Raw genomic sequence first — 24,530 nt, 5'->3', positions numbered from 1 at the left:
GCTGCGTGCCCCGCCCCGCCTAAGCTTTTGCGAGTCCCGGGGGACGCGCAGAGAAGGAAGCGGGTGGCATGCTTGCCGTCGCGGTCATTGCCGGAATTCTGTTCGTGTGGGCGCTTCTCGCCCACCGGCTGTCGCGATGGAGCATCACCGCACCCATCGCGATGATGTGCGCGGGAATCGCTCTGACCGGAGGCACGGATCCCCCGCTGCGGTTCGACCTCGACACCAATGTGTTCGAGCACGCGGTGGAAGTCGTTCTGGCCCTGCTGCTCTTCGTGGACGCCATCGAGGTTCCCGGGGGAATTCTCGGGCGGGAGAAGGGCCTCGTCCTCCGTCTGCTCGGCGGTGCACTGCCGCTCACCCTGGGCGGCGCGTTTCTGGCCGGGTATCTGATCTTCCCCGATCAGTCGGGCTGGCTGCTGGCGGTCCTCGCGACCATTGTCGTCCCGCTCGATCTGGCCCCCACGGCGGCCATCGTCCGGGACACCCGCATCCCGGCCCGGCTGCGCGAGGTGCTCAACGTCGAAGGAGGCCTCAACGACGGCATCACCTCGCCGATCTTTCTGCTCTGCGTCGCCGTTGCCGCCGAATCCCACGGCTCACATGCCGACTACGCGGACGCGCTGCTGCAAGCGGTCGAGGCGGCGGGCTGGGCGCTGGCCGCGGGCCTGGTCGTCGGCGGTGCGGCCGGGTGGCTGCTGCGTACGTCCTGGGCGCACCGGTGGACTCATCCGTCGGCGACGAGGTTGGGTGTGCTCGCCGTCCCGGTGGCTGCGTACAGCCTCTCCGCCGCCCTGGGAGGGAACGGCTTCGTCGCCTCCTTCGTGGCCGGTGTGTTCTTCGCCCCGGCGATGCGGCGGCTCCCGGAGAGTGCGGCGGCCATGACCGACGACCTCGTCGCGCTCATGACCCTCGCGCTCTGGTTCCTGTTCGGACAGATCGTCAACAACGCTTTCTGGGACGGCTTCCACGCCTCGGTGATCCTCTACGCGCTCCTCGTCATCACCCTCGTCCGCATGCTCCCCGTACTGCTCGTGCTCACCGGGAGCGGGCTGAAGCGGTCGGACAAACTGTTCCTCGGCTGGATGGGTCCGAGAGGCGTGACATCGATCGTGTTCGGGTCGCTCGCGGTCATCGATCTGCCCGGCGAACAGGCGGACTTCATCGTCCGCGTCATGGTGGTGACCGTGATGCTCAGCATCGTGCTGCACGGACTGAGCACCGAGCCGCTCGGCCGCTTCTACGCCCGGCGCTCCGGCGGAGCCCGGTCCGAGCAGCATGCGGAAGCACGGCCCGATCGCGGGCCGTGACCGGCGCGGGCAGACGGGCCGGTGGTCAGGTCCGGCGGTCCGGAAGAAGGCTGCGCACCGTCGCCGCGGCGATCGCGAGCACGATGACGGTGGCGAGGCACACGATCGCCCAGGCGAGCTGACGCCGGCCGTCGAAGGTCGCCTCGTCGAGCCAGTGCAGACCGTAGTTGGCCGAAGCCGAGACGGGAAAGGTGAAGTTCCAGAAATTCAGATTGAAGGGCAGATTGATGTATGCCCTGAACAGGGCGATCTGGATGAGCACCATCATGATGAAGACGCCGAAGAAGGCCAGCTGGAGGGGGCCGATCGGTCCGGGGTACGCGAAGAAGGTGGCGATCCCTCCGGTGGCCGGCGGGGCCAGTAGCACCGAGAGCGAGGGAATGACCGGCACGGGCAGAGGGCCGGCCGTGATGAGCCGAGCGGTGATGACGCCGCCGATGATGACCCAGAAGAAGATGCCGACCCCCAGAGCCGTCCTCGCGGCCGGAACGGCGTGAACGCTGGAAAGGCCGATACTGGCGATGAACGGCCCGGCCACCAGCGGGAGGAAATATCCGGGATGCAGTTGTTTGAAGGTCAGCTGCCCGGTCAGCCAGTGAGCGAACAGCTGAGCGGCCACGATCGCCAGTGCGGCGACGAGGATCCAGCAGACAGTTCTCGCTGCTTGCAGAGGCATGTACTGACCGAAGTGCGCAAGCAGCAGAATCCCGACCACGGGCAGGAATGCGGCCCCGGCTCCGGAGACCGCGCTTTCCCTGTCGTCCCGGAACTCTCGGGTGTTCCGCAGCCTCTCGCCGATGTAGACCGTGGAGAACAGCAGCCACAGGACAGCGCCGATCGCATAGAAGATGCCGTCGATCCACTCGGGCGCGCCCAGCGTCACTGCCGCTACCGTCCATGCACCGCCAAGACCCGCAAATCCCAGCGGAATCGCAAAGTGCGGGAGACTGACCAGTCTTTTCGCGGAGGACTGCGCGGTCGAACTCATGGCACCTGGCCCTGCATTGACGGTGTGGATGCGGTGATGTGGATGCTGTCCGACACAGTGGACCAGAAGCGCACCCGGGCACGATTGCAGACCGACAACGTTACTCGGATGCGCATGGCCCCGCGCGGTGGGCCGAACCATCGGGCAGATGGCGGTGGGCGAGCAGCCGGCGGCCGGTTGCCGACACGGCGCTCCCCCGTCAAGCTGGAGAAGGTGCCGCACAGCCGGATCGCTGCCGCGTAGCGGGAGGCAGCAGACAGGGCTGTGCGAGGAGGTGCCGCCGATGGCACACGAGAGTTCGTTCACGCTGGACGACAGCGGACATGTCTCCAGCTGGCGTGACCCCACGGGCCGCTACCCTGCCCTCTCCGCCGACCCGGTGGGACAGCCCGCCGGCCGCCTTCTCTCCGACCTCCTGGACCACCTCGCAGCGGAGGTTGACGCTCCTGCGCCGGCCGCCCTGCTGCTCACCGTCGGCCGCGACGGCACCGAGACTGTTGTCGACATCCGCGGCACCGCTCGAAGCCTCCGGGCGGCGCACGTAGAGGCGGCCTTCGAGTACTCGGCTTTCGAGCAGTCCACCGCCGGGCTGGAGGTGTACGACACCGAGCTTCGTGTCCTGCGCAGCAACTCCGCGGCCCTGGCCATGCGCGGCCGCCCGGCCGGCGACGTACTGCAGCAGCGCGTGGCGGACCTCGGCTCGCGCCTCCCCCTTGCCGCGGTTCTCGGGCAGGTGCTGGACGGCAGCGAACCGGCCGTCCAGGACAAGGTCGACGGGCACGACGGTCATGATCACCCCCGTGTCTTCGCCGTCACCGCGTTTCCGCTCCAGGACGAGCAGCAGACCATCGGCGTCGGAGCCGTGATCCACGATGTCACCGAGCAGGACCGCGACCGGACGGCAGCGCACCTTCTCGCCCAGGCGCACGCGGAGATCGGCACCACACTCGATGCGATGCGGACAGCGCAGGAACTCGCCGGCGTCGCCACACGGGAATTCGCCGACGCCGTCTCGGTCGACCTCATCGACGCGGTCCTGCAGGGAGCCGAGGCGCCGGCGCCGCCGGTCGGCACCGATGTGCCCGTGCGCCGGGCCGCCTTCGAGGCGCCGGGCGAACTGCAACCCGTCTACGCCGTCGGCGAGATGAGTTACTTCGTGTCCCCGACCCCTTACACGCAGGTGATGGCCGACCTCACACCCCGCCTTCTGGACCCGCACACATCGCCGTCCGACTGGCTCATGCACGACGCAGCTCGGGCAGGCGCCCTGAGGGACGCAGGGATCCATTCGATGATCGTGCTGCCCCTCTCGTCCCGCGGGCGTCTCCTGGGGCTGGCCAGCTTCTATCGAGGACCGCGCCACCCCATCCCCTTCGACACCCTCGATGTGGGCCTCGCCGAGCAGGTGAGCGCCAAGGCATGCATTCACATCGAGAACGCGCGGTGCTACACCAGGGAGCACACCACCGCCGTCGCGCTCCAGCGGAGCCTGCTCCCGCGAACGTTCCCGGAGCTCTCGGGGGTGACGACGGCCCACTTCTACACACCCGGATCCCGGCAGACGGTCTGGTTCGATGTCATCGCGCTGTCCGGAGCCCGCGTCGGTGTGGCCATCGGACAGGTTCCGCAGCAGGGAGTCGACGCATCGGTGACCATGGGCCGATTCCGTACGGCCCTGGACACACTCGCCGGGCTCGACCTGCCGCCCCACGAGCTGCTGGCCCATCTCGACGATGCCACCGGTAACATCCTCCCCGCCGGCGCCCTTCCGCAGCCGGGGGTACTGCCCGCCACCGCGGATTCTCCCCGTTGTCTGTACGCCGTCTACGACCCCGTGACCGGGGAACTCGCGGTCGCCTCGGCCGGCTGGCCGGCCCCGCTGGTGACATCCGCCGACGGTGACGTGACGACCATGGACGTGCCGGTCGGGCCCCCACTCGGACAGGGTGCGAGCTACGACGTGAGCCGCAGGACCCTCGCTCCGGAGAGCATGCTGACCCTCTACTCACAGTCGCTCCTGGAGCCCAGCGCCCGCGCGGAGGAGCGCATGGCCCAGCTGCGTCAGGCCGCTCACCATGCGGCCCACGACCCCAGAGCGACCTGCGACAGCATTGTTCACAGCCTGCTGGGGCAACACCCGGGCGACGGGGCTGCCGTTCTGGCGGTCCTCACCCACCGCCTTCCCGCCGACTCCGTCGCCACCTGGACGGGCAGCCGGGAGCCCGCCGCAGTGGCCGAGTCCAGGGAGAAGGCCGGTCACCAGCTGGAGGACTGGGGGCTCGAAGCCCATGCGTTCACGACAGAGATGATCGTCAGTGAACTGGTGACCAATGTGATCCGCCACGCAAGCGGCAACCCGACGGTACGTCTCATACGCGACCGCTCGCTGACGATCGAAGTCTCGGACGAGGCCGCCACATCACCGCACCTGCGTCATGCCCGGGCCCAGGACGAGAACGGGCGGGGCCTGCTGATCATCGCAGCGCTCGCTCGACGATGGGGAACCCGCTACACACCCAACGGAAAGATCATCTGGGTCGAGGAGGCGCTCGACGAGGACGATGCGTAGCAGCCGTGTCGCGTCATGCGCGGGTCGGTCCGGGCTCCGGCGCCCCCGACAGGACCGCCGCGTCCATCGAGCCGACCACCACTATCCCGGCCCCGGCACCGGCGCGCGGTCGAGATACGGAGCCGACGGTGGGGAGACCCGTTCCAGCGAGGTCACGTCGAGTGCGAGTGCGGCGGTACGGGTGCCCAGCTCGCCCACCGGGTGCCAGGTGCCGGACACCTCGACCCAGGTGTCGGCGGGCGGCGCCTGCACTCCGTGCATTGTTACGGTCAACGACTGGGAGTCGGCCGCGCAGCAGGCGACCTGCAACCGGGTCAGATCCCACGCACCGTCCTTGCGGGGCGTGACGAAACCCGACAACAGGACGGTGCGCCCCTGGAGGCTCAGTCTGTCGTCCTGTTGGGCCCGGGCGATGAACTCGGTCAACGACAGCGGGGCTGCTCCCAGGGCGGGCAGCCGTTCGAACCGTTCGTAGTTCTCCACCACCTTCGGGCTGTTCCGGGCAGCGGTGTAGGAACCGAGCGCGGCAGGTGCGAAGAACAGCAGGGCGAGCGCCGGCGGGAGCAACAGCCAGGACGTGAGCGGGCCCCTCGCGTGATCGTGCCCGTCGGTCGGCGCGTCATCGCTCTGCTGCCCGGTCCCTGCGCGTTGCCGTGCGACGTACGGCAGTACGTCCCGCAGCACACCGAGCAGCCCGACGAGAACCAGGACGAAGCCGGTGATCACGAGATAGGGCCGCAGTTCTTCCTTCACGTAGCGCAGACACAGGTCGCTGAACAGGGAAGCCCGCAGGACCGCTGCGCCGGTGATGAGCAGCAGCAGGGACTGGGCTTTGCGGTTCACAGCAGCCACCAACCCGTCAGGGCGCTGAAGACGACTGCCGCCACCGCGGTCACCGCGGAGAACCGCAGCGCGAAGGCCCGGCCGAATGTGCCCGCCTGCAACGCGATCAGCTTGAGGTCGACCATGGGGCCGACCACCATGAACGCGAGCCGGGCCGTCGGGGAGAAGCCGGTCAGCGAGGCGGCCACGAAGGCATCGGCCTCGGAGCAGACCGCGAGGACGATCGCCAGCACGGCAAGGAAGAGGACGGACAGCCAGGGCGATTCGGCGAAGGTGTCCAGCACGGACCGCGGCACGGTGACGTTGAAGGCCGCGGCAGCCATGGCGCCGAGAACGAGGAACCCGCCGGCGTGCAGGAAGTCGTGCTGGAATCCCAGGCGGAACTCTTCCCATCTGCCGTGCCCCGGCTGGTGGCCGCTGTGCCGGGAGGGCATCCGCAGCCACTGCGCGCGGCCGAACCTCAGCCACAGCCAGCCCATCGCCGCCGACGTGGCCAGCGAAGCGATCAGACGGGCGGCGACCATGTCCGGGGCGCCCGGGAAGGCGACGGCGGTGGAGACCAGCACGATGGGGTTGACCGCCGGGGCCGACAGAAGAAAGGCGAAGGCGGCTGCCGGTGTGACCCCACGCCGGATGAGACTTCCCGCGACCGGTACGGAGGCGCATTCGCAGCCTGGCAGCATCGTCCCCGCCACGCTCGCCACGGGCACCGCGAGGGCGGGATTGCGCGGCAGCACGCGGCTGAACACGCTCGCCGGCACAAAGGCGTTGACGGCCCCGGAGATCAGCGTGCCGAGCAGGAGGAACGGCAAGGCCTGCACGGTGATCGCCACGAAGATGGTCGACCAGGCCTGGAAGCCCGGATGCGTCAGCCACTGCGTACCGCCCAGCGCCCATCCGAGTGCCATGAGCAAGGACATCGACAGTACGCCGACGGCGACCGAGACGACGATGTCGTACGCACGGTGCTCGGCGGCATCATCCGGGTCTGTTCGCGGCTGCTGGGACAGCTCCGTCTGTGGCACCTGCGCTCCGGTCTCCAGGACAAGGAGGTCAGGATAGCCAGCGGGTCGGGACCGTCTTCGGGGGCCTCCGCGCGCGTCCCGGGGGTGGTGACCGCCCCGGCCGGAGCCCGCCTTCGACGCACGCCGTGTCGGGCATCCGAGTGACGCCGACGTTCCCTCACGTACAACCGCCAGGCCATGGGATACGGATGTCCCTGCGCCCTCGGTGCCCTGCTGCTCCGGCGCGACGTCTCGGCTCCGGACCGGTCCCCCGGCCGTGTGGGCAGGACCGTGGGCGCTGTCACGACGTCGGCCGGAGGGCAGGAGCAACGGTGCACGCCTCGAACGATCCTGATGCACCGGATGCGGTGAGGAGCCGCGGCTCGCGCGCAGGCTCGCTCCCCTGGCGAATCGTGTGGTTCTGGCTGGTCGGGTTCACGCTCGTCCTGGCGTTGACGGGCCTTCTCCTCGGCAGGGAGACCAGGCTCGCTCCCTTCCTCATCGTTCTGCCGGCGTTGTTCGCCGGCAGGGGCACTGTCCGCCAGACTGTGGTCGCGGCCGTCTGGGTCAACCTCGTCGTCATCGCCTCACTCATCGACACGCCGCTCGACACGCTGGCGGCGGACGTGGGAGTGGTCGTCTTCGCGCTCGTGTTCACCGGCCTGAGTGTTGCCGGAGCGGCCCAGCGCGTCCGCAGGGAGGGAGAGATCGCCCGGCTGCGTTCAGCGGCGGCCGCTCTGCAGCGCCAGATCCTGCGCCCGTTTCCCCTGTTGACCGACGACTTGCTCGTCCAGGGCCTGTACGAGCCGGTGGAGGAGGACAGCCGGGTCGGGGGCGACATCTACGAGGTCGTGGACTCGCCGTACGGAAGCCGTGTGTTCATCGGCGACGTCCAGGGCAAGGGCCTGTCCGCGATCAGCGCGGCCTTCGCCGTGCTGACGGCCTTCCGGGAGGCCGCGGTGTCGGAGCCCACACTCACGGCAGTGGTGGACGCCCTGGAGAACTCGGTGCTGCGGCACAACTCTTTCGCCGCTCAGGCGGGAGAACGGGAACGCTTCGTCACGGCCCTCGTCCTCGGCATCGGTTCCGGGCCGGAAGCCCAGGCGATCAACTGCGGCCACGTCGAGCCCTACATTCTGCACGGCGATCAGGCAGGACCGGCACTGCGCCACGAGCCGTCGGTTCCGCTGGGTCTGGCGTCGCTGACTCCGGAGCCACGGACCGTGGAATGGTTCGACTTCCCGCCCGGCTCCACTCTGCTGCTCTGTACGGACGGTGTCACCGAAGCCCGCAACGCCGAGGGCGCGTTCTATCCGCTGGAGGAGCGGGTGACCCGCTGGGGCGAGGTGGCTCCCCGCGATATCGCGAGGACCGTGCACCGTGAGCTGCAACAGCACACCGGTGGCAGACCGACGGACGACACGGCCGTCCTGGTTCTCAGGAGACGAGCCGACACCGGTTCGGACTGATTCCTCGCAGGACCACGTGTAGAGCCCGTGGCTGCCGCGGCGAGGCGGCGGCCCGCACCGGTGCGGCGGCCGCCGCGGCCGACCTCAGGGTGGTGGTCACCCCTTGATCAGCTTCTCGCTCAGCTCCCAGAGCCGGCGCGCGGACTGCGGGTCGATGGCGTACGGCACGACGTCGGCAGGGGGCGCTTTCTCGGCGCCGGTGAGGGGTTGCGGGTCCGTGTCCAGTTCCGAGATGTCGTTGTCCTCGAGGTAGACGCCGCCGATCCCCTCCAGCAGAGGACTGGTGGCGGCGAATGCGGTGGTGCCCGCGCCCTGTTGGACGGTCTTGATTCCGCGCTCGAGGTCGACGACGGGCTGCCCGTGCTCGTCCATCAGGCCGGTGGCCTTCAACTGCTCCTCCCCCACGGAGCTGTTCAGGTTCGTGCCGGCGACGATGCCCGGATGCACGGCGTAACCGCGGATCCCGTCCTCGGCCCAGCGCCGGTCCAGAACCGCCTGATACAACTGTTCGACGAGGAGGCCGGGCGTATCGGCTCATCGTTCGCCATCCGTCAGCACGGCCAACTCCTCCTGCTGGACATGCTGCGCGCCTCCATCCACCAGGCGGAGATCCCCCCGGGCTGGCTGCGGGTGCTGGCCGACGAGCGGCTCCATCCTGCGGTGGTCCGCATGCACGAGGACCTGGGCAAGCCGTGGCGACTCGAGACCCTGGCACATGCGGCCACGATGTCGAGGACCTCCTTCGCGACGCTGTTCCGGGCGGCGGCCGGTATGCCGCCGCTCGCCTATCGCAGCCGTGTCCGCGGCCAGGCGGTCGCCGCGGGGGCCGATGAGCCGTTGTGGCACAGGCCGTAACGTTGGTCCATGCTCACGATGCCGTCACGGATTGAACTACGCCCGCTCGCCCTCTCCGACCAGGAGGAGTTCTGCACGCTCGTGCGGGCCAGCTCCGAGCTGCACCAGCCATGGATGCAACTGCCCTCGACCGCGGAGGACTTCCAGGTCTGGATGCGCCGCTTCGAGGACGGCACCAACCTGGGCTTTCTGATCCGTGTCCGGGAGACCGGAGCGGCCGCGGGCATGGTCAACATCAATTCGATCATCCGGGGCCGCTACCAGGGCGCGTCCCTCGGCTATGCGGCCTTCGCCCCGTCCGCAGGGCACGGGTACATGACCGAAGGGCTCACCGCCACTCTGCAGTACGCCTTCACCGACCTGCGGCTCCACCGGCTGGAGGCCAACATCCAGCCGGCGAACACAGCATCCCTCGCCGTGGTGCGGCGGCTGGGCTTCCGCTACGAAGGTCTTTCGCCCGACTACCTCTACATCGACGGGGGCTGGCGGGACCACGAGCGCTGGGCCATCACCGCACCGAGCCCCTGGACACCCGATCCCTCCCTTCCCGAGGTCTGACGTCCCGAGGTCCGAGTCGCACGGCGCCGCTGATGAAACACCTTCCAGGGCAGGGGAATTCGTTCGAGACATGGTTCGTGATCGTGACACCATGCACAGCATGACGACGAACCGAAAGGCCCATGCCGCGTAGCCGGCCGGCACACCTCCGGACCCTCAGGACCGGTGTGTCCCGCTCCGGGACACCGGCTGCACGGACGGTCATCGACGGCCTGTCCTCGCGTGCAGTGTCCGAGATCGCCTGTCTCGAGCGCACCCGCAACTATCTTCAGCCAGGAACGTCAGCGCGGCCGTGCGCTTGTGGAAGGACTACGTCCATCGGCCCGAGCGCGAGTTGTGGCACGACTACGAGTGGGGCAACGTGCACTGGTACTGCTGCCCCAATCCTCTCGAGGCCCGCGCGCTCCTCGACACCGTGATGCAGGCCCTGACACCTCGCAGCGCCCGCGAACTCCGCCGGATCATCGATCGGTTGGACGCCGTCTGGGAACTCGCAGGTACCGGCGTGTCCGGTGCCGCTCACTCGCGCCGGTAGGCGGCGAGGAGGAAGAGCCAGATCTCGCTGACCGTCGGGAAGCAGGCGATGGCGTGCCTCAGGCGCTTGAGCGGGACCTGGCCGGCGACCGCGACGGTGGCCGAGTGGAGGAGTTCACTCACTCCGGGGCCTGCGAACGTCACTCCGAGCAGAATCTCGCGGTCGAGGTCGACCACCATCCGGGCGCGTCCCTGGTAGTCGTCGGCGTAGAGGTTGGCGCCCTGGGCGGCGTTGAAGTCGACGTCGACGACCTTGATGCGGAAGCCGGCGCCGGCCGCCTGTTCGGCGGTCAGTCCCACGGCGGCTGCCTCGGGGTCGGTGAAGAAGACCTGGGGTACGGCGTGTTGGTCGGCGGTCGTGGCGTGGTCGCCCCACGCAGCGTCGTCCACCGGGTTGCCGGCCGCGCGGGCGCCGATGGCGTCGCCCGCGGTCCGGGCCTGGTACTTGCCCTGGTGGGTGAGGAGGGCGCGGTGGTTGACGTCGCCGAGGGCGTACAGCCAGCCGCCGGCGAGGCCGTTGACCAGACAGGTGGTGTCCACGTCCAGCCAGGAGCCGGGGGTGAGGCCGACTGTGTCGAGGCCGATGTCATGGGTGTTGGGGGCCCGACCGGTGGCGAACATGACCTCATCGGCCTCCACTTGGCTGCCGTCGTCCAGGGTGAGGGTGACCGGACCTGCGGGGTCCGGTCGGGTCAGTGAGGTCACCTGTCGGCCGATCCGCACGTCCGCGCCCGACCGGCTGAGGCTCTCGGCGAGCAGTTCGCCCACAAAGGGCTCCAGACGGGGCAGGAGGCTGCGGCGGGCAAGCAGGGTGACGTGCGAGCCGAGGCCCTGCCACAGGGTGGCCATCTCGGCGCCGACCCCTCCGCCGCCGACGATGGCGAGTCGGCCGGGCACGGTGCTGGAATCGGTGCCGTGGCGGTTGGTCCAGGGGTGGGCCTCCTGGATTCCCGGGATGTCGGGCAGCTGGGGTCGACTGCCGGTGGCAACGGCCACCGCGTGGCGGGCGGTGAGGGTACGGCGTGCGCCCTGGTCGCTGGTGACGATGACGCGGCGGGGGCCGTCGATCCGGCCGTGGCCACGGAACAGGTCGGCGCCGATGGACTTGACCCACTGGGCTTGTCCGCTGTCGTCCCAGTCGGTGACGTAGTGATCGCGGCGGGCGAAGACCCGCGCGGTGTCGAGCGCTCCGGTGACGGCCTGCCGGGCGCCGTCCACGCGGCGGGCGTCGGCCACCGCGATCACGGGCCGCAGGAGCGCCTTGCTCGGGACGCAGGCCCAGTAGGAGCATTCGCCGCCGACGAGTTCGCGCTCCACGACCGCTACCGTCAGGCCCGCCGTGCGGGCGCGGTCGGCCACGTTCTGCCCGACCGGACCGGCGCCCAGCACGACCACGTCGTAGGTGGAGCCGGCCTGGTCTTCATGTGTCTCGTTCATGGTTCCCTCGCATCACGATGGGGACTGAATCATCAGCAGTCATGGATGTGTCGGCCGACGGGTCGCGGGCGCGCTCGCCGTGCCGCGCCTGTGCCGGCGCCTGCGCTGCGCATGCGTCTGCGTCTGATCCGGTGTCGGGCCGACGGCCGGAGTGACGGCGACCGGATCGGCTGCGCGCGGGGCGGCAGGTGCGCCGGCCGTCCGCCAGCCGTCGCCCGCTTGCGCCGAGGAGCGTGTGTGCATGACGAAGGCCGTCCTCACATGTCCAGGACGATGTCGCTGTCGGGCTGGGCGCAGCAGATGAGCACCTCGCCGTCGGGTGGGAGCTCCAGCGGTTCCGGGGAGTAGGTGACGCCACCGGACAGGACACTGGTGGTGCACGTGTGGCAGACACCGGTGCGGCAGCTCCAGCGGGTGGGGACGTCACAGGCGTCGGCGAGTTCGAGGATGCTGCGCTTGCCGTCCGGGAACGGCGCGGAGATGCCGCTGCGGACGAAGGTGACCAGCGGGCCGGTGCCGGGAGGTCCCGGCGGCTGGTGGGGTGGCCGGGGGGCCTGCCCGGTGATGCCGGGGTTGATGGACGCCAGGGTCCCGAACAACTCGGTGTGGATGCGGGCCGGGGCGATACCGGCCTCGGTGAGTGCCTCCTGCATGTCCGCGGTGAAGGAGGTGGGGCCGCAGATGTAGGCGGTCGCGTCGGACGGAAGGGACAGCGCGACCAGTCTGTCCCTGGTCAAGCGACCGTCGACAGCGTGGACGTGGCCCCGTTCCTCGGGTGTTGCCGCGCTGTAGAACACGTGCTCGTGAGCGTGCGGCAGTGAGACGACCAGGGCATGTGCCTCCGCGGCCAGTGGATGTTCCTGCGGACCGCGGGCACCGTGGATCCACCAGACCTCGCGGCCGCTGTCGCGGTCGGCGAGTTCGTGCAGCATCGACAGCACCGGCGTGAGGCCGATCCCGGCGGAGACGAGGACGACCGGGCCGGTCCCCTCGGCGAGGACGAACTCGCCGCGGGGTGCCGCGACTTCGAGGACCGCACCCGGCCGCAGCCTCGTGGTCAGATAGCCGCTCGCGGTGCCGTGCGGCTCATGTTTGACGCTGAACCGGTAGTGACCGGTATCGGTGCTCGATGACAGTGAGTAGCTGCGGACGAGGGCCGGTTGGCCGGCGCCGGGGATCCGCAGCGTCAGGTACTGGCCCGCGCGGGCGGGCGGCAGCGGGGTCCCGTCCGGGGCGGCCAGGTGGATCGAGGAGACCGTCGTGTTCTCGGGGACCACCTCGGCCACTCGCAGCTCGCGGAAGCCGTCCCAGGCAGGTCCGGCGGAGGCGGGCGCGGCGGCGGTGTCGGGACGCTCTGCGGCATCGAGCAGTTCGCGGAACGAGCCCTGCCAGCCGGGGCTCAGGGCAGGGATCCGCAGCGCCAGGCGCAGCTCGGCCGGGTCCCGGCCGGGGAGGTAGAGCAGCGCGTCGGTGTCGGCCACGCTCAGCTTGCCGGGCCCGGTCGCGGTCTTCTCGATCCGGTCGCCGGCCTGGATGTGTCCCTCGCGGAGGACCCGCATGTAGAAGCCTGGGCGGTGGTGGCCGACCAGCAGCGCGGGCAGCTCGGGCCGGCCGAGGCGCAGGCCGACGCGGTAACAGGTGACGCGGGGCTGGGTGACTTGGAACTCGGCCTCGCCGATGCGGTACCGGTCGCCGATGCAGACCTCGTCGTCGGGCAGGCCGTCGACGGTGAGGTTCTCCCCGAACTGGCCGTACTCGAAGTCGTCGCGTCCGAAGTGCCGCTGCCAGTGGCGGTAGGAGTCGATCTGGTAGACCAGCACGGCCCGCTGCTCGCCGCCATGGCCGGCCGTGTCCCCCTGGCCGTCACCGTCGATGTTGAGCCGGCGGACCATGGCGGGGCCGTGGACCGGGTACTTCCACACACCGGTGTAGACGGTCCTGCCCTGCCAGGGCACGTCTTTCGGCATGCCGACGTTCACTGACAGCAGTGTGGGCATCGGTTGCTCCTTCCCCGGGCACCGTCGGCTCCTGCGGCTACGACGGCGCAGATCACGGCTGTCCGGCGGCCGTCGTTTCGTCGAGCGTGAGGTTGCGGTCGACGCCGTGCGAGACCACGTTCTGGCCCGGTTCCAGGCTCTGTCGTACGCCGTCGAGGTGCACCTCGACGATGTCCGGCTCGAAGGACACCTGGCCGGAGATACGCCGTACCTCGGCATAGGCGTCGTCGTACGACCACGCCGCGCGACGGGCGCCGGCGATGTCGTAGTAGCCGGCCAGACCCTTGTACGGGCAGAACGTCCGGCCTTCGACCGGGGTCAGCGCGGATGCGCCCACGTCCTCGCGCGGGACGTACCAGCGGGGCGCGAACCCGGACTCGTACAGGACGAGCGGGCGGGTGGTGTCGGCGACCACCCGGTCTCCGCTGCGGACGACCAGATGGCGGCTGGTCCGGCGGATGTCGATGCGGTGGTAGCTGTCGGCGGCGTGGCCGACGATCCGCTCGTCCTCCTCGTAGAAGGCGTCCATCGCGCGCCAGGCGAAAGCGACCCGTTCCTTCAGGTCGCCGGCGTGGCCGGGCAGGCCGGTGTGCTGCCAGGCCGCGCGCTGCTTGCTCTGCGTCCCCGCGCGGACGGTGTACCAGGACGTCGGCCCCAGGTCCCGGTGCCGGGTGGTGTGCTCGCTGTTCTCCAGGACTCCGGTGGTGATGTCGCCGAGTGGGAAGTACGCCACCGGGTAGCGGCTGGGCTCGTGCAGCAGGACGACGTCTTCGCTGTCGGCGATCCAGGTGTCGCCGAACCGGACGCGCATGCGTCGGCGCAGTGGTTCGGCGAACAGCATTCTGTCGGGCAGGGGCTCGGGAACGAGGAAACGGCCGACCGCGCCGGGGGCGAGCGGTCCTTGCTGCCAGGAGAGGCCCATTGTTCCGTTCCTTGTCGGTTCGGCCGGGCCGTGGCGGCCCGGGGGTGGTCAGGTGAGGGGCTCGCCGCCGTCGATGTGCAGCGTCGCGCCGGTCAGGAAGGTGCTGGTCATGGCGAACAGGACGGCATGGGCGATGTCGTCGGCGGTGCCGATGCGCCGTGCGGGGTTGCGGGCGCTGATGTCGGCGAAGTAGTCCGCCTTGCCCTGCTTCCCCAGGGCGTCCCATGCGCCGGTGTCGATCACGCCTGGGGAGATGGCGTTGACCCGGACCGGGGCCAGTTCCAGGGCGAGTGAGCGGGCCAGGATGTCGGCGGCGCCGTTGGTGATGGCCACGGCCAGGGTGCCGACCGCGATCTTCGCCGCGGCGACGCCGGAGAAGAGGGTGAAGGATCCGGTCTCGCTGATGCGGGGGGCGAGGTGTTTGGCCAGCAGGAGCGGGCCGATCACCTTGGTGTCGAACGACAGCCTGACCGCGTCCGCGTCCGGGTCCAGGTCGGCGAGTCGGCCACGCGCACGTGCGGAGGCCGTGGACACCGCGTGGTCGACGCTGCCGAGTCGTTTACCGAGGGCGGCGATGGCGGCCTCGTCGGTGAGGTCGACCGCCTCGGTGGTGATGCCGGGCTCTGCGGCGTAGACGTCGGCGAGCGCCTGCTGGTCGCGGCCCGCCGCGACGACGCGGGCACCGGCGTCCCGCGCGGCGATGACGATGGCGCGGGCGATCCCGCCGCCCCGCCCGATGACCAGCACGGTCTCGTCCCTCAGCGGCCCGGTCATGACAGCACCCTTTCGAGGAAGCCCCGGATGCAGCCCGCGGCGGCGTCGAGGTGGCTTTCGAGCAGGAAATGGCCACCGTCGAGCAGATAGATCTCGGCGCCCGGCGCGTCGTCGGCGAAGGCCAGCGCGCCTTCGGGGCGGAAGATCTCGTCGTTGCGGCCCCAGACGGCCAGCAGCGGGACGCGGCTGTCACGCAGATAGGCGTGCAACTTCGGATACAGCGGGAGGTTGCCGGCGTAGTCGGCGAACAGCCGCAGCTGCACCAGATCGTTCCCGGGCCGGGACAGCAGGGCGAAGTCGTGATACCAGGTGTCCGGGCTGACCAGGCTCTCGTCCGCCACGCCGTGCAGGTACTGCCACCGGGTGACCTCCAGAGTGAGCGCCTGGCGCAGCGCCGTCTCGGTCTGCGGGTTCCGGTCCTGCCAGTACGCGCGAACGGGCTCCCAGAACGCCTCCGCGAACCCCGCCTCGTAGGCGTTGCCGTTCTGGCTGATGATCGCCGTGACCGCGGCCGGATCCGCCAGGGCGAGCCGCCACCCCACGGGCGCCCCGTAGTCCTGGACGTACAGGGCGTACCGCGTGACGTCGAGTTGTACCAGCAGGTCCGCGGTCAGGTCGGCCAGCGCGTCGAAGGAGTACGCGAACTCGTCCACGGGCGGCGCGTCGGACAGGCCGAAGCCCAGGTGGTCCGGGGCGATCACGTGGTACCGGTCCGCCAGCAGGGGAATCAGATTGCGGAACATGAACGAACTGGTGGGAAAGCCGTGCAGCAGCACCACGGTGGGTGCCCCGGACGGTCCCGCTTCCCGGTAGAACAGCCGCTGTCCGCGGACGGTGGCGTAGCGGTGATGGATTGTCGTCATGGCTCGTCCCTTCACGACCGGACCCATGGCTTCAGCGTGCCGCCGGCCGGACAGCGGTCGCATCCGCCACTGGCCTGCCGTCGCCGCCAGTGCACCGGCCGAGGGCGATAGCGTGGTGCTGTGCATGCATCCGCGGATCTGCCGGGGTGGAGACGCGCTGCGGAGCTGACGGGCCGCCGCGCCGAGTGCGGAGCGCTCGACCGGCTCATCGGGGCCGTCCGCGCCGGGGAGAGCCGGGCCCTGGTGGTGCACGGCGAAGCGGGCGTGGGCAAGACCGCGCTGCTGGAGTACCTGGCGGTGCAGGCGCTGGGCTGCCGTGTGGCGCGCGCCGCCGGGGTCCAGTCGGAGATGGAGCTCGCGTATGCCGGGCTGCATCAGCTGTGCGCGCCGCTGCTCGACCGACTCGGGCATCTCCCGGCTCCGCAGCGCGATGCGCTGCGGACCGCGTTCGGTATGAGCACCGGACCGACGCCGGACCGGTTCCTGGTCGGTCTCGCCGTGCTCAGCCTGCTCTCCGAGGTTGCCGAGCAGCGACCGCTGATGTGCCTCATCGACGACCAGCAGTGGCTCGACCACGCCTCGGCGCAGGTCCTGGCGTTCGTCGCGCGCCGGCTGGGAGCGGAATCGGTCGGAGTGGTCTTCGCCGCCCGTGGCGTCGGCGGTGACCTGGCAGGCGTACCGGAACTGGCGGTCGAAGGGCTGCGCGAGGCCGATGCACGGGCGCTGCTGGACGCCGTGCTCCCCGGTCCGATCGATGCGCGCGTCCGGGACCAGATCGTCTTCGAGACACGGGGCAACCCGCTGGCCCTGTTGGAGCTGACACGGGGAGCGGCACCGTCGGAGCTGGCCGGCGGATTCGGACTCCCCGGCCTGGGGGCTCTCTCGGGCAGCATCGAAGAGAAGCTGCTGCGAGCGATCGCGGCCCTTCCGGAGCAGACCCGGTTGCTGTTGCAGGTCGCGGCAGCCGACCCGTCCGGCGACCCGGCCCTGGTGTGGCGGGCAGCCGCCCGGCTCGGGATCGGCGCCGACGCGGCGGCACCCGCGGCCGACGCCGACCTGGCCGAGTTCGGCACCCGGGTGCGGTTCCGGCATCCCCTGGCCCGCTCGGCGGCCTACCGGTCGGCGTCGGCCCGGGTCACACAGCAGGTGCACCGGGCCCTTGCCGAGGTGACCGATCAGGAACTCGACCCCGACCGGCGCGCCTGGCACCGGGCGCAGGCCGCGGTGATGCCGGACGAGGACGTCGCCGGCGAGCTCGAGGACTCGGCCGCCCGGGCGCAGGCGCGCGGCGGGCTGGCCGCGGCGGCCGCGTTCCTGGAGCGCGCGGCAACCCTCACGCTCGACCCGGCAGAGCGGGCGGGACGGGCCCTGGCCGCCGCACAGGCCAAGATCCAGGCGGGCGCCTTCGACGCGGCGCGGGACCTGCTGGCAATGGCCGCATCCGGGCCCCTCAGCGACTCCCAGCAGGCACAGGTCGATGTGATGCGGGCGCAGCTCGCCTTCATCACCAGCCGGGGCGGCGAGGCGCCGAAGCTGCTGCTGAAGGCGGCCCGGCGGCTCGAACCCATCGACGCGGACCTCTCGCGTGCGACCTACCTGGACGCGCTGGTTGCCGCGATCTTCGCCGGCCGTCTGGCCGCTCCCGGTGGCAACGTCCTGGAGGTGGCGCGCGCGGCCGCCGCGGCGCCTCCGCCGCGCCACGCGCCGAGCGCCCCCGTACTCCTCCTCGACGGGACGGCCGCAGGCCTCCATGAGGGATACGCGGCAGGGGTCCCGGCCCTGCGTACAGCGCTGAGCAACTTCGGCGACGGCATGTCCGCCGAGGAGGAGCTGCGCCGGATGTATCTGGCGTGCATCACGGCCATGCGCCTCTGGGACGACGATCACTGGGAACTGCTCTCCGCCCGGTACCTCCGGCTCGCCCGCGAGACCGGCGCGCTCAGCGAGCTGCCGCTGGCCCTCACCGCCCGCGCCCACATGCTGCTGTTCGCCGGTGACCTGACCGCCGCGGCCTCACTGACCGAGGAACTACAGGCGGTCACCCATGCGACCGGGGGCGTCCTCGCGCCTTACGGCGCCCTGGGTCTGGCAGCGTTGCGCGGCGACGAGGCCGGGGCGTCCGCCCTGGTCGACGCCACCCTGGAGGACGTGACCAGGCGCGGCGAGGGAGTCGGGATCACCTTCGCCGAGTGGGCGAACGCCACGCTCAACAACGGCCTCGGCCGCTACGACAAGGCCATGGCCGCGGGCCGGCGTGCCACCGCGTACGACGAGGACCTCGCCTCGATGTGCTGGTCCCTGGTCGAACTGATCGAAGCCGCCGCACGCTGCGGGAAGCCCGAGACCGCGACCTGGGCCCACGACCGGCTCGCCGAGATGGCCGGTGCCACCGGCACCGACTGGGCGCTGGGGGCCCAGGCACGGTCCCAGGCGCTGCTGAGCGAGGGAGACACGGCGGAGCGCCTGTACCTCGAGGCGATCGCCCACTTCGGAAAGACGCGGCTCCGCGTCGATCTGGCCCGCGCGCATCTGCTGTACGGGGAATGGCTGCGCCGGGAACGCCGCCGCACCGACGCACGCGAGCAACTGCGCACCGCCCACAGCATGCTGGACGTGATGGGCGTGGCCGGGTTCGCCGAGCGGGCCGCCCGCGAACTGCGGGCCACCGGCGGAACCGTCCACCAGCGGACCACCCCGGCCAGACACGAGGGCCTCACCGCCCAGGAGGCCCAGATCGCCCGCATGGCCCGCGACGGCCTGTCGAACCCGGAGATCGGCACTCGTCTGTTCATCAGCGCACGCACCGTCCAGTACCACCTGCGCAAGGTCTTCACCAAGCTCGGCATCACCTCGCGCAGCCAGCTGGACCGGGCCTTGCCCGGCGCGGGGGGCGCCCGGGAGGGCGTTCGGTGAGCGTCCGGACCACCGGGGTCGGTGCCGGGATCGAGGCCCGCGCCGGTGCCGAGGCCGGGCTCAGGGAAGATCGCGGTTGATGGCGCGGGCGGCGCCCTGGATGCCCGCGATCCCGTCCTTCATCGTGCGGTTGCCGTCGGAGAGCACCACGATCCCGTAATCGTGATCATGGCCGGTGAACACGCCGACGCTGTGCACCCGCCACCCCTTGGTCTCGCGCTCCAGCCACCCGTTCTTGAGATGGACGGTCGCCGAGCCGGAGGCCCCGGCCGGTACGCCCCACCGCTGGGCGGGGACGACGCGGTTCATCAGGCCGAGTGCGTAGCCACGGGCGTCCTGATCGAGGACGGTGTTGCCCGAGGTGAGCAGGCGGAGCAGCTTGAGCTGGTCACCGGCGGTGATCTGGGTGCGGCCCCAGTAGCCCTTCGGCCCCGGGACGGTCTCCCGCATCCCCGCCAGATCCAGGAAGCGCTGCACGCTCCTGGGCCCGAGCTGGCGCCACAGAGCTGACGTCGAGTCGTTGTCCGACTTGGTGATCATGGCCTTGGTCAGCGTCACCTCGCGCGGCGTGAGGTGACGGCCCTCCTCCATGACCTTGCGCAGAAGAGCCCCGAGGACGGTGACCTTGACCACGCTCGCCGAGTCGAACCGCGCGCCGGCCCGGAAGGTGCACGAGGTGTCCGTGGTGCGGTCGTAGACCGCGAGAGCGGAGGCGGACTGGCGGCCGCGCAGCGCGCCGGCGATGTCCTGGGACAGACGGCTCGCGAGCCCGGGCCGGTGAGATGTGCAGGTCACCTGTGAACCGCCGACCTTCGCGCTCGCCCGCGAACCGGTGCCGGCTGCGGACGCGCCGGTGGTCCCGAGCCCGGCCACCACGGTTCCGGTGGCCAGGACCGTGACGAGGCACCGTACTGCGCGGCGCGGTAGGTGCGTTCGGAGCATGGGGGTTCCGTCCTGCTGTGCTTCAGCGGTCGCTTCGGATCCGAGGGCTTCGGTCCGCGCTCGCGGTCGGACGCCGGGGGCCGGCGCTTTTGGGGCTGTGGGCCGGGGCGCCGAGCCTTGGAGGTGCTCGTCGCCCGACGGTCCTGCGAGCGATACGACCCCGGACGACGGCGACGCTAACAGGGCAGGGGTGGCGGAAGCGTGGCCGTTATGCCCGATATAAAGCTATTGATGGCGTTTCTTGGGTGTGTGACATTCGTCAACCCATTCGTCGACCTGTGCAGATGGTTGGCCCGGCCGGTCGTCGGGTCGGCCGGCGGTCGGGTCGGCAGGTTGTCGGCTCAGCCGGTCAGGCCGACCGGCCAGGCGAGGAGTCACCATGAGCGGAACGACACCAGGAGTTCTCCACCGACGTCAGCGACTTTCCGAGTGAGCCAGGGTGTGGCGGAGATGGGGCGTCGAGCGCCGTCTGATTCCTGATCTGTGAGGCATGGCCCTGAAGCGCACTGCGGAACTCAACGCAGTGGGCAGCCAGTTCGTGGCCGGACTGTTCTCAGCGCGATCCGCGGTCCACCATCATCGTGTGAACGGACAGGACCCGGCTCGGCGGGCAGCAATCGACCGGATCATCGACCCGCTGAAGACGAACATGGCCCAGGCCGGCGACTACAGCTTCGAGGCGATCCGCCAACTGGGAAATCCGGTCCCGCTGTTGGTGCAGAACGACGGCAAGGAGCAGTTACAGCTGTGGCTCGAGCCGTGCGGCCAGGACTACTGGCTGAATCCTGGCGAGGCTGTGCACGTCACGTCGTACGGGACGTGGAACGACCACCCGTTCGAGACGATCCACGAGGCCGACTGCCTCACCGTATGGGCCACGTCATGGTTCGCCACGGTCTCCGACCGCGACGGAAAGGAGTTCCCTCCGGGTCGCAGGACGGCCTGACCCGCCAGGCGGATCCGTGCGTCGCCCTGGGCGCGGCCCGCTGCCTGCGCGGAACGCCGCCGTCTACGGCTGGTAGACCGACCCGCTCACCTTGAGCCAGGCCCCCGGCCCGTACGCCTCGAGAACCGCGTCGGCCGCGCCCCTCTTGATGCTCCACACGATCAGAGCCCCACTGGCATGGATCTCGTACTCGTAGTGGTCCTCCTCGCCGTCGCGGCGCAAGACCTCGGTACCCACGGTCTCGGACATGCTCCCGCCCGGCCCGGGCAGCAACAGAGAAACAGTCATGCGCAGACGCTACGTGATCGGCGGGGCGGGGTGGTGGAGACACGTTGCGCAGGTGCCGGCCGCAGGTGCCGGTTGCCGGGCAGTAGCCCTCCGGTCACCGTGAGCGGCCACGAGATCGTGCCTCGATGGGTGAACCTCCGACGGCCCGGGCACGTCTCACACGCCGACGTCGGTTCCTCAGAGAGAGCCGGCCGCCAAAAAGGCAGCCACCGACCGTGGCCAGGACACCCACGACACCGATTCACTGTGCAGGCACTGTCAATGAGCTCCCCGGAGGACCTGGACCATGGCGACAGCCGATCCCCTCACCCGCCGACTCCGGCGGCTCTTCGCCGCGCTGGACACCGACGAAGAGCGGTACGTCACCTGGGAGAACTACCAGCGGATCGTGAACCGGTACGTCAACGGCTACGAGTTGGCGGAGAGTGACACCAAGATCAAGGCGCTGGAGCGGGCCTACTGGGCTCAGTGGCTGGGGCTCCTCGCGCAGGCGACACCGGGACGGGACCGGCTGTCCCAGGACGAGTTCGTCGCGGCTCACCGCGCCGCCGGCTACGGCGCGCAGGCATCCCAGGTGCTGGAGGACATCGCCCAGGCCATCTTCACCGTCCTGGACGTCGACGGTGACAAGCGGATCAACCGTGACGAGTTCGCCAGATACCTGGCCTTCTGCGAGATCTCCGACGGTGATGCGGCGGCGATCTTTCAGCGGCTCGATCTGGACCGCGATGCCTTCATCTCCCAGCGGGAGGTTGCCAGGTCGCTGCGCGCGTTCCACCTGTACAACGACGATCTCAACACGCCGGGCGGCATCTTCCTCGGGGTCTCCTGACCCGAGCCGTCGAGGACGCGCCGGCGCCTTGGCCTTCGTTCGTGAGGCGACGCGGGGACGAACCGACGCCGGACGCCGCCTCACCGATCCGCTGAACGGGCTGCTCCTGACGACCGTGTGCCGCTGATGGACGCTCCCCGTGTGCCGCGACGACCCGGCCCGCTTACGTTCGGTACTGCTCCGCCGCACTCGCGGCCGGGCTTCCGAGCGAGAGGGTTGCTGATGCGTCGTCACCAGAAGAACCACCGGTACGGACTGCCTGTCAGGTCGCTGGCGGTAGCTCTGACCTGCGCCCCGGTCCTGCTCTTCGGTGCTGGGGCCGCTCAGGCGTCCGCGCCTCGGGCCGCAGTCAAGGCCGGTGTCGACTGGGACGCCATCGCGGAGTGCGAGTCCTCCGGGAACTGGAAGGCCAACACGGGGAACGGCCACTACGGAGGTCTGCAGTTCACCCGGTCGAGCTGGGCGGCGGCCGGCGGCCTCAAGTACGCGCCACGCGCCGATCTGGCCACGAAGCGCGAGCAGATCGCCACGGCCAGGAGGCTCGCCGCCATGCAGGGCATGGGCGCCTGGTCCTGCGCACGGCACTGACGAGCCACGCGCGGGCGGCCCAGACCTGCCCGTCGCCCGAGACGATGCCCGAACCGCCCCCGCCTGCCGACGGGGGCGGTTCACAGACCCGCGCGGGTGAACGTCACATGGGTGACCCCGCTGGGCGTGGAGACACTCTCGACCTCGTAGTCCTTCTCGAGGCCCTCCAGCCCGTCCCAGAGCCGTACGCCTCGGCCGAGCAGGATCGGGACCACCACGATGTGCAGGTGGTCGATGAGCCCGGCAGCCAGGAAGTCGCGGACCATGGTGGGGCCACCGCCGATGCGTACGTCCTGGCCGCCCGCAGCCTCGCGGGCCGTCGCGAGCGCCTCGGCGGGCGAGGCGTCGATGAAGTGGTACGTCGTGCCGCCCTTCATCTCGATCGACGGGCGCGGGTGATGGGTGAGGACGAAGACCGGTGTGTGGAACGGCGGGTTGGAACCCCACGGGCCCTTCCAGTCCGGGTTCTCGTGCCAGCCGGGGTAGCCGAACTTCCCGGCGCCCATGATCTCGGCGCCGATCCCGGCGGGGAACAGCCGCAGAATGGCGTCGTCGACGCCGCCCGAGCCACCGGGCCGGCGAAGCATCGCGCGGCCCCACCGGGTGGCGAACATCCACTCGTGCAGCCGTTCGCCGGCGTGGCCGAACGGCGCTTCGAGGCTCTGGCCTTCGCCGGTCGCGAACCCGTCGAGCGAGACGGAAATGTGCTGGACGCGGGCAAGTGACATGGCTCGTCTTCCTTTCCTCCGGTTGGTCGAGCTTCGTCGGATCAGCCCGGCCACAAGGCGAAGGTAGCCCTCCCGATGGCATGACGTCCTATGCCAAATCCGCGCCGGTCCCATCAATAGACTTGATGAATGCTGAACCTGACCCACCTCACGGTGCTGGCGGCGGTCGCCCGGCACGGATCGGTGACCGAGGCCGCGAAGCAGCTGCACTACTCGCAGCCGTCGGTCAGCCACCACCTGGGGCGGCTGGAGGCCGCCACCGGAGCGAAGCTCGTCCAACGAGTGGGCCGCGGCATCCGGCTCACGCCCGAAGGAGAACTACTGGCACAGCGGGCGACCGAGATCCTGGGGCGACTGGATGCCGCGTCCGTCGAACTGGCCGCGCGCGTCGGACTTCGTGCCGGACGGGTACGGCTCGCCGGGTTCCAGACGGTCCTCAGCACCCTCGTACCGAGGGCAGCCGTCGAGCTGTCCCGGACGCACCCGGGAGTCGAGTTGAACCTCGTCGATGCCCACCCGGACGACGGGCTGAGGTTGCTGCGCGCCGGGCACGTCGACATCGCCCTGATTTTCCGGCACGCCGACACTCCGCTGGAGGAGGAAGGAATCCGGCTCACGCATCTGCTGGACGACCCGCTCTACCTCGTCAGTGACCAACCCCATCAGCGTCTCGAGGACCATCGCGACTCCGCCTGGGTCGGCGGCTGCGAACGCTGTCGAGCGGCCACGATCACCGCGTGCGAGCGGGCCGGCTTCTCACCGCGTATCGCCTACTCCTGTGACGACACGGTCGTCTCACAGTCGCTGGTGGCCGCCGGGATGGGTGTCGCGATCCTCAACGGGCTCGCGTTGCGTGCCCATCGGGCGCCGGGCGTCCACACCACACAGCTCACGGACAACGCCCGCCAGGTATACGCCGCCACGTACGGCGACCCGCCGGACCCACCGGCCACCGCGGCGCTGATCGAGATCCTGACATCCCTGCCACGAGACCCCGAGCACGCCCCTGGCCAGGCGGATCCTGCGTCCGGCAGGGCTTAGGGAGTGTCCGCGAAGTATCGTCGTCCGCCCGCAGGGCGGGGTTCGCGGTGTCCGGTGCGTGCGATCGCAAGGCGCCGGTGCGCCCTCGTAGCGGAGCTACTTGGGCGTATCGGCAACGCGGCGTGGGGG

The 24,530-nt window shown here is 70.3% G+C and carries 23 protein-coding genes; 11 read left to right on the top strand and 12 right to left on the bottom strand.

The features are described 5' to 3' along the window. The first annotated feature begins 68 nt into the window (after positions 1-68). Complete coding sequence (locus ACQPWZ_RS34500) at positions 69-1,310, top strand: cation:proton antiporter (protein WP_433573428.1); 1,242 nt, start codon at positions 69-71, stop codon at positions 1,308-1,310. A gap of 25 nt (positions 1,311-1,335) precedes the next feature. Here the strand turns inward: ACQPWZ_RS34500 and ACQPWZ_RS34495 are convergent, their stop codons facing one another. Then, positions 1,336-2,298, bottom strand: a complete 963-nt coding sequence (locus tag ACQPWZ_RS34495; RefSeq protein ID WP_433573427.1) for a hypothetical protein — start codon at positions 2,296-2,298, stop codon at positions 1,336-1,338. 283 nt (positions 2,299-2,581) lie between these two features. Between ACQPWZ_RS34495 and ACQPWZ_RS34490 the strand changes: the two genes are divergently transcribed. Next, positions 2,582-4,867, top strand: a complete 2,286-nt coding sequence (locus ACQPWZ_RS34490; RefSeq protein ID WP_433573426.1) for a SpoIIE family protein phosphatase — start codon at positions 2,582-2,584, stop codon at positions 4,865-4,867. 81 nt (positions 4,868-4,948) lie between these two features. On the opposite strand, the gene ACQPWZ_RS34485 is transcribed toward ACQPWZ_RS34490, so the two are convergent. Together ACQPWZ_RS34485 and ACQPWZ_RS34480 are read right to left on the bottom strand one after the other, a co-directional pair. Continuing rightward, a complete protein-coding gene (locus ACQPWZ_RS34485) occupies positions 4,949-5,710 on the bottom strand; it encodes a TIGR03943 family putative permease subunit (protein ID WP_433573425.1) in 762 nt (253 codons plus the stop codon). Further along, positions 5,707-6,663: a permease gene (locus ACQPWZ_RS34480; protein ID WP_433573919.1), complete on the bottom strand. Its 957-nt coding sequence runs from the start codon at positions 6,661-6,663 to the stop codon at positions 5,707-5,709. Before ACQPWZ_RS34480 ends, ACQPWZ_RS34485 begins: the two co-directional genes overlap by 4 nt. 464 nt (positions 6,664-7,127) lie before the next feature. Here ACQPWZ_RS34480 and ACQPWZ_RS34475 point away from each other — a divergent pair, with 464 nt between their 5' ends. Then, positions 7,128-8,183, top strand: coding sequence for a PP2C family protein-serine/threonine phosphatase (locus ACQPWZ_RS34475; RefSeq protein ID WP_433573424.1), 1,056 nt, complete (start codon positions 7,128-7,130; stop codon positions 8,181-8,183). 96 nt (positions 8,184-8,279) lie between these two features. Here ACQPWZ_RS34475 and ACQPWZ_RS34470 read toward each other — a convergent pair whose 3' ends face one another. Next, complete coding sequence (locus tag ACQPWZ_RS34470; protein ID WP_433573423.1) at positions 8,280-8,630, bottom strand: hypothetical protein; 351 nt, start codon at positions 8,628-8,630, stop codon at positions 8,280-8,282. Here ACQPWZ_RS34470 and ACQPWZ_RS34465 point away from each other — a divergent pair. The 3 genes from ACQPWZ_RS34465 to ACQPWZ_RS34455 all read left to right on the top strand — a co-directional run bounded on the left by ACQPWZ_RS34465 (position 8,625) and on the right by ACQPWZ_RS34455 (position 10,131). Further along, complete coding sequence (locus ACQPWZ_RS34465) at positions 8,625-9,038, top strand: AraC family transcriptional regulator (RefSeq protein ID WP_433573422.1); 414 nt, start codon at positions 8,625-8,627, stop codon at positions 9,036-9,038. The two genes, ACQPWZ_RS34470 and ACQPWZ_RS34465, sit on opposite strands and share 6 nt — an antisense overlap. Positions 9,039-9,047: 9 nt before the next feature. Next, entirely contained in the window at positions 9,048-9,596 is a 549-nt protein-coding gene (locus tag ACQPWZ_RS34460; RefSeq protein ID WP_433573421.1) for a GNAT family N-acetyltransferase, read from the top strand. A gap of 292 nt (positions 9,597-9,888) precedes the next feature. Then, complete coding sequence (locus ACQPWZ_RS34455) at positions 9,889-10,131, top strand: hypothetical protein (protein WP_433573420.1); 243 nt, start codon at positions 9,889-9,891, stop codon at positions 10,129-10,131. Here ACQPWZ_RS34455 and ACQPWZ_RS34450 read toward each other — a convergent pair. From ACQPWZ_RS34450 to ACQPWZ_RS34430, 5 genes are all read right to left on the bottom strand, one after another. Continuing rightward, the gene (locus tag ACQPWZ_RS34450; protein WP_433573419.1) at positions 10,116-11,567 is read right to left on the bottom strand and encodes a dihydrolipoyl dehydrogenase family protein; all 1,452 of its coding nucleotides are present in this window, start codon (positions 11,565-11,567) and stop codon (positions 10,116-10,118) included. The two genes, ACQPWZ_RS34455 and ACQPWZ_RS34450, sit on opposite strands and share 16 nt — an antisense overlap. Before the next feature lie 257 nt (positions 11,568-11,824). Further along, a complete protein-coding gene (locus ACQPWZ_RS34445; protein ID WP_433573418.1) occupies positions 11,825-13,564 on the bottom strand; it encodes an MOSC domain-containing protein in 1,740 nt (579 codons plus the stop codon). Between the two features lie 52 nt (positions 13,565-13,616). Next, complete coding sequence (locus tag ACQPWZ_RS34440; RefSeq protein ID WP_433573417.1) at positions 13,617-14,486, bottom strand: DUF427 domain-containing protein; 870 nt, start codon at positions 14,484-14,486, stop codon at positions 13,617-13,619. A 48-nt stretch (positions 14,487-14,534) separates the two neighbouring features. Further along, on the bottom strand, positions 14,535-15,260 hold the full coding sequence (locus ACQPWZ_RS34435; RefSeq protein WP_433573416.1) for an SDR family oxidoreductase: 726 nt from the start codon (positions 15,258-15,260) through the stop codon (positions 14,535-14,537). Then, complete coding sequence (locus ACQPWZ_RS34430; protein ID WP_433573415.1) at positions 15,257-16,123, bottom strand: alpha/beta fold hydrolase; 867 nt, start codon at positions 16,121-16,123, stop codon at positions 15,257-15,259. The genes ACQPWZ_RS34435 and ACQPWZ_RS34430 overlap by 4 nt, the downstream gene beginning before the upstream one ends. 120 nt (positions 16,124-16,243) lie before the next feature. Between ACQPWZ_RS34430 and ACQPWZ_RS34425 the strand changes: the two genes are divergently transcribed. After that, positions 16,244-19,036, top strand: coding sequence for a helix-turn-helix transcriptional regulator (locus ACQPWZ_RS34425; protein ID WP_433573414.1), 2,793 nt, complete (start codon positions 16,244-16,246; stop codon positions 19,034-19,036). Between the two features lie 60 nt (positions 19,037-19,096). On the opposite strand, the gene ACQPWZ_RS34420 is transcribed toward ACQPWZ_RS34425, so the two are convergent. Continuing rightward, complete coding sequence (locus ACQPWZ_RS34420) at positions 19,097-19,978, bottom strand: serine hydrolase (protein WP_433573413.1); 882 nt, start codon at positions 19,976-19,978, stop codon at positions 19,097-19,099. A 583-nt stretch (positions 19,979-20,561) separates the two neighbouring features. Between ACQPWZ_RS34420 and ACQPWZ_RS34415 the strand changes: the two genes are divergently transcribed. After that, positions 20,562-20,924: a hypothetical protein gene (locus ACQPWZ_RS34415; RefSeq protein WP_433573412.1), complete on the top strand. Its 363-nt coding sequence runs from the start codon at positions 20,562-20,564 to the stop codon at positions 20,922-20,924. A gap of 63 nt (positions 20,925-20,987) precedes the next feature. Here the strand turns inward: ACQPWZ_RS34415 and ACQPWZ_RS34410 are convergent, their stop codons facing one another. Further along, a complete protein-coding gene (locus ACQPWZ_RS34410; protein WP_340477318.1) occupies positions 20,988-21,212 on the bottom strand; it encodes a hypothetical protein in 225 nt (74 codons plus the stop codon). A gap of 286 nt (positions 21,213-21,498) precedes the next feature. On the opposite strand from ACQPWZ_RS34410, the gene ACQPWZ_RS34405 reads away from it, so the two are divergent. Both ACQPWZ_RS34405 and ACQPWZ_RS34400 read left to right on the top strand, forming a co-directional pair. Continuing rightward, positions 21,499-22,044, top strand: a complete 546-nt coding sequence (locus ACQPWZ_RS34405; RefSeq protein ID WP_340477317.1) for an EF-hand domain-containing protein — start codon at positions 21,499-21,501, stop codon at positions 22,042-22,044. Positions 22,045-22,266: 222 nt separating this feature from the next. Then, the gene (locus tag ACQPWZ_RS34400; RefSeq protein ID WP_433573411.1) at positions 22,267-22,632 is read left to right on the top strand and encodes a transglycosylase family protein; all 366 of its coding nucleotides are present in this window, start codon (positions 22,267-22,269) and stop codon (positions 22,630-22,632) included. Between the two features lie 80 nt (positions 22,633-22,712). Here the strand turns inward: ACQPWZ_RS34400 and ACQPWZ_RS34395 are convergent, their stop codons facing one another. Then, the gene (locus tag ACQPWZ_RS34395) at positions 22,713-23,360 is read right to left on the bottom strand and encodes a dihydrofolate reductase family protein (RefSeq protein WP_433573410.1); all 648 of its coding nucleotides are present in this window, start codon (positions 23,358-23,360) and stop codon (positions 22,713-22,715) included. Between the two features lie 129 nt (positions 23,361-23,489). On the opposite strand from ACQPWZ_RS34395, the gene ACQPWZ_RS34390 reads away from it, so the two are divergent. Then, positions 23,490-24,401, top strand: coding sequence for a LysR family transcriptional regulator (locus ACQPWZ_RS34390; protein WP_356702970.1), 912 nt, complete (start codon positions 23,490-23,492; stop codon positions 24,399-24,401). Positions 24,402-24,530 lie beyond the last annotated feature (129 nt).

This window comes from Streptomyces sp. CA-251247 (genome assembly GCF_050952975.1).
GTDB lineage: Bacteria > Actinomycetota > Actinomycetes > Streptomycetales > Streptomycetaceae > Streptomyces > Streptomyces achmelvichensis.
This window is presented reverse-complemented; position numbering and strand designations above follow the sequence as displayed.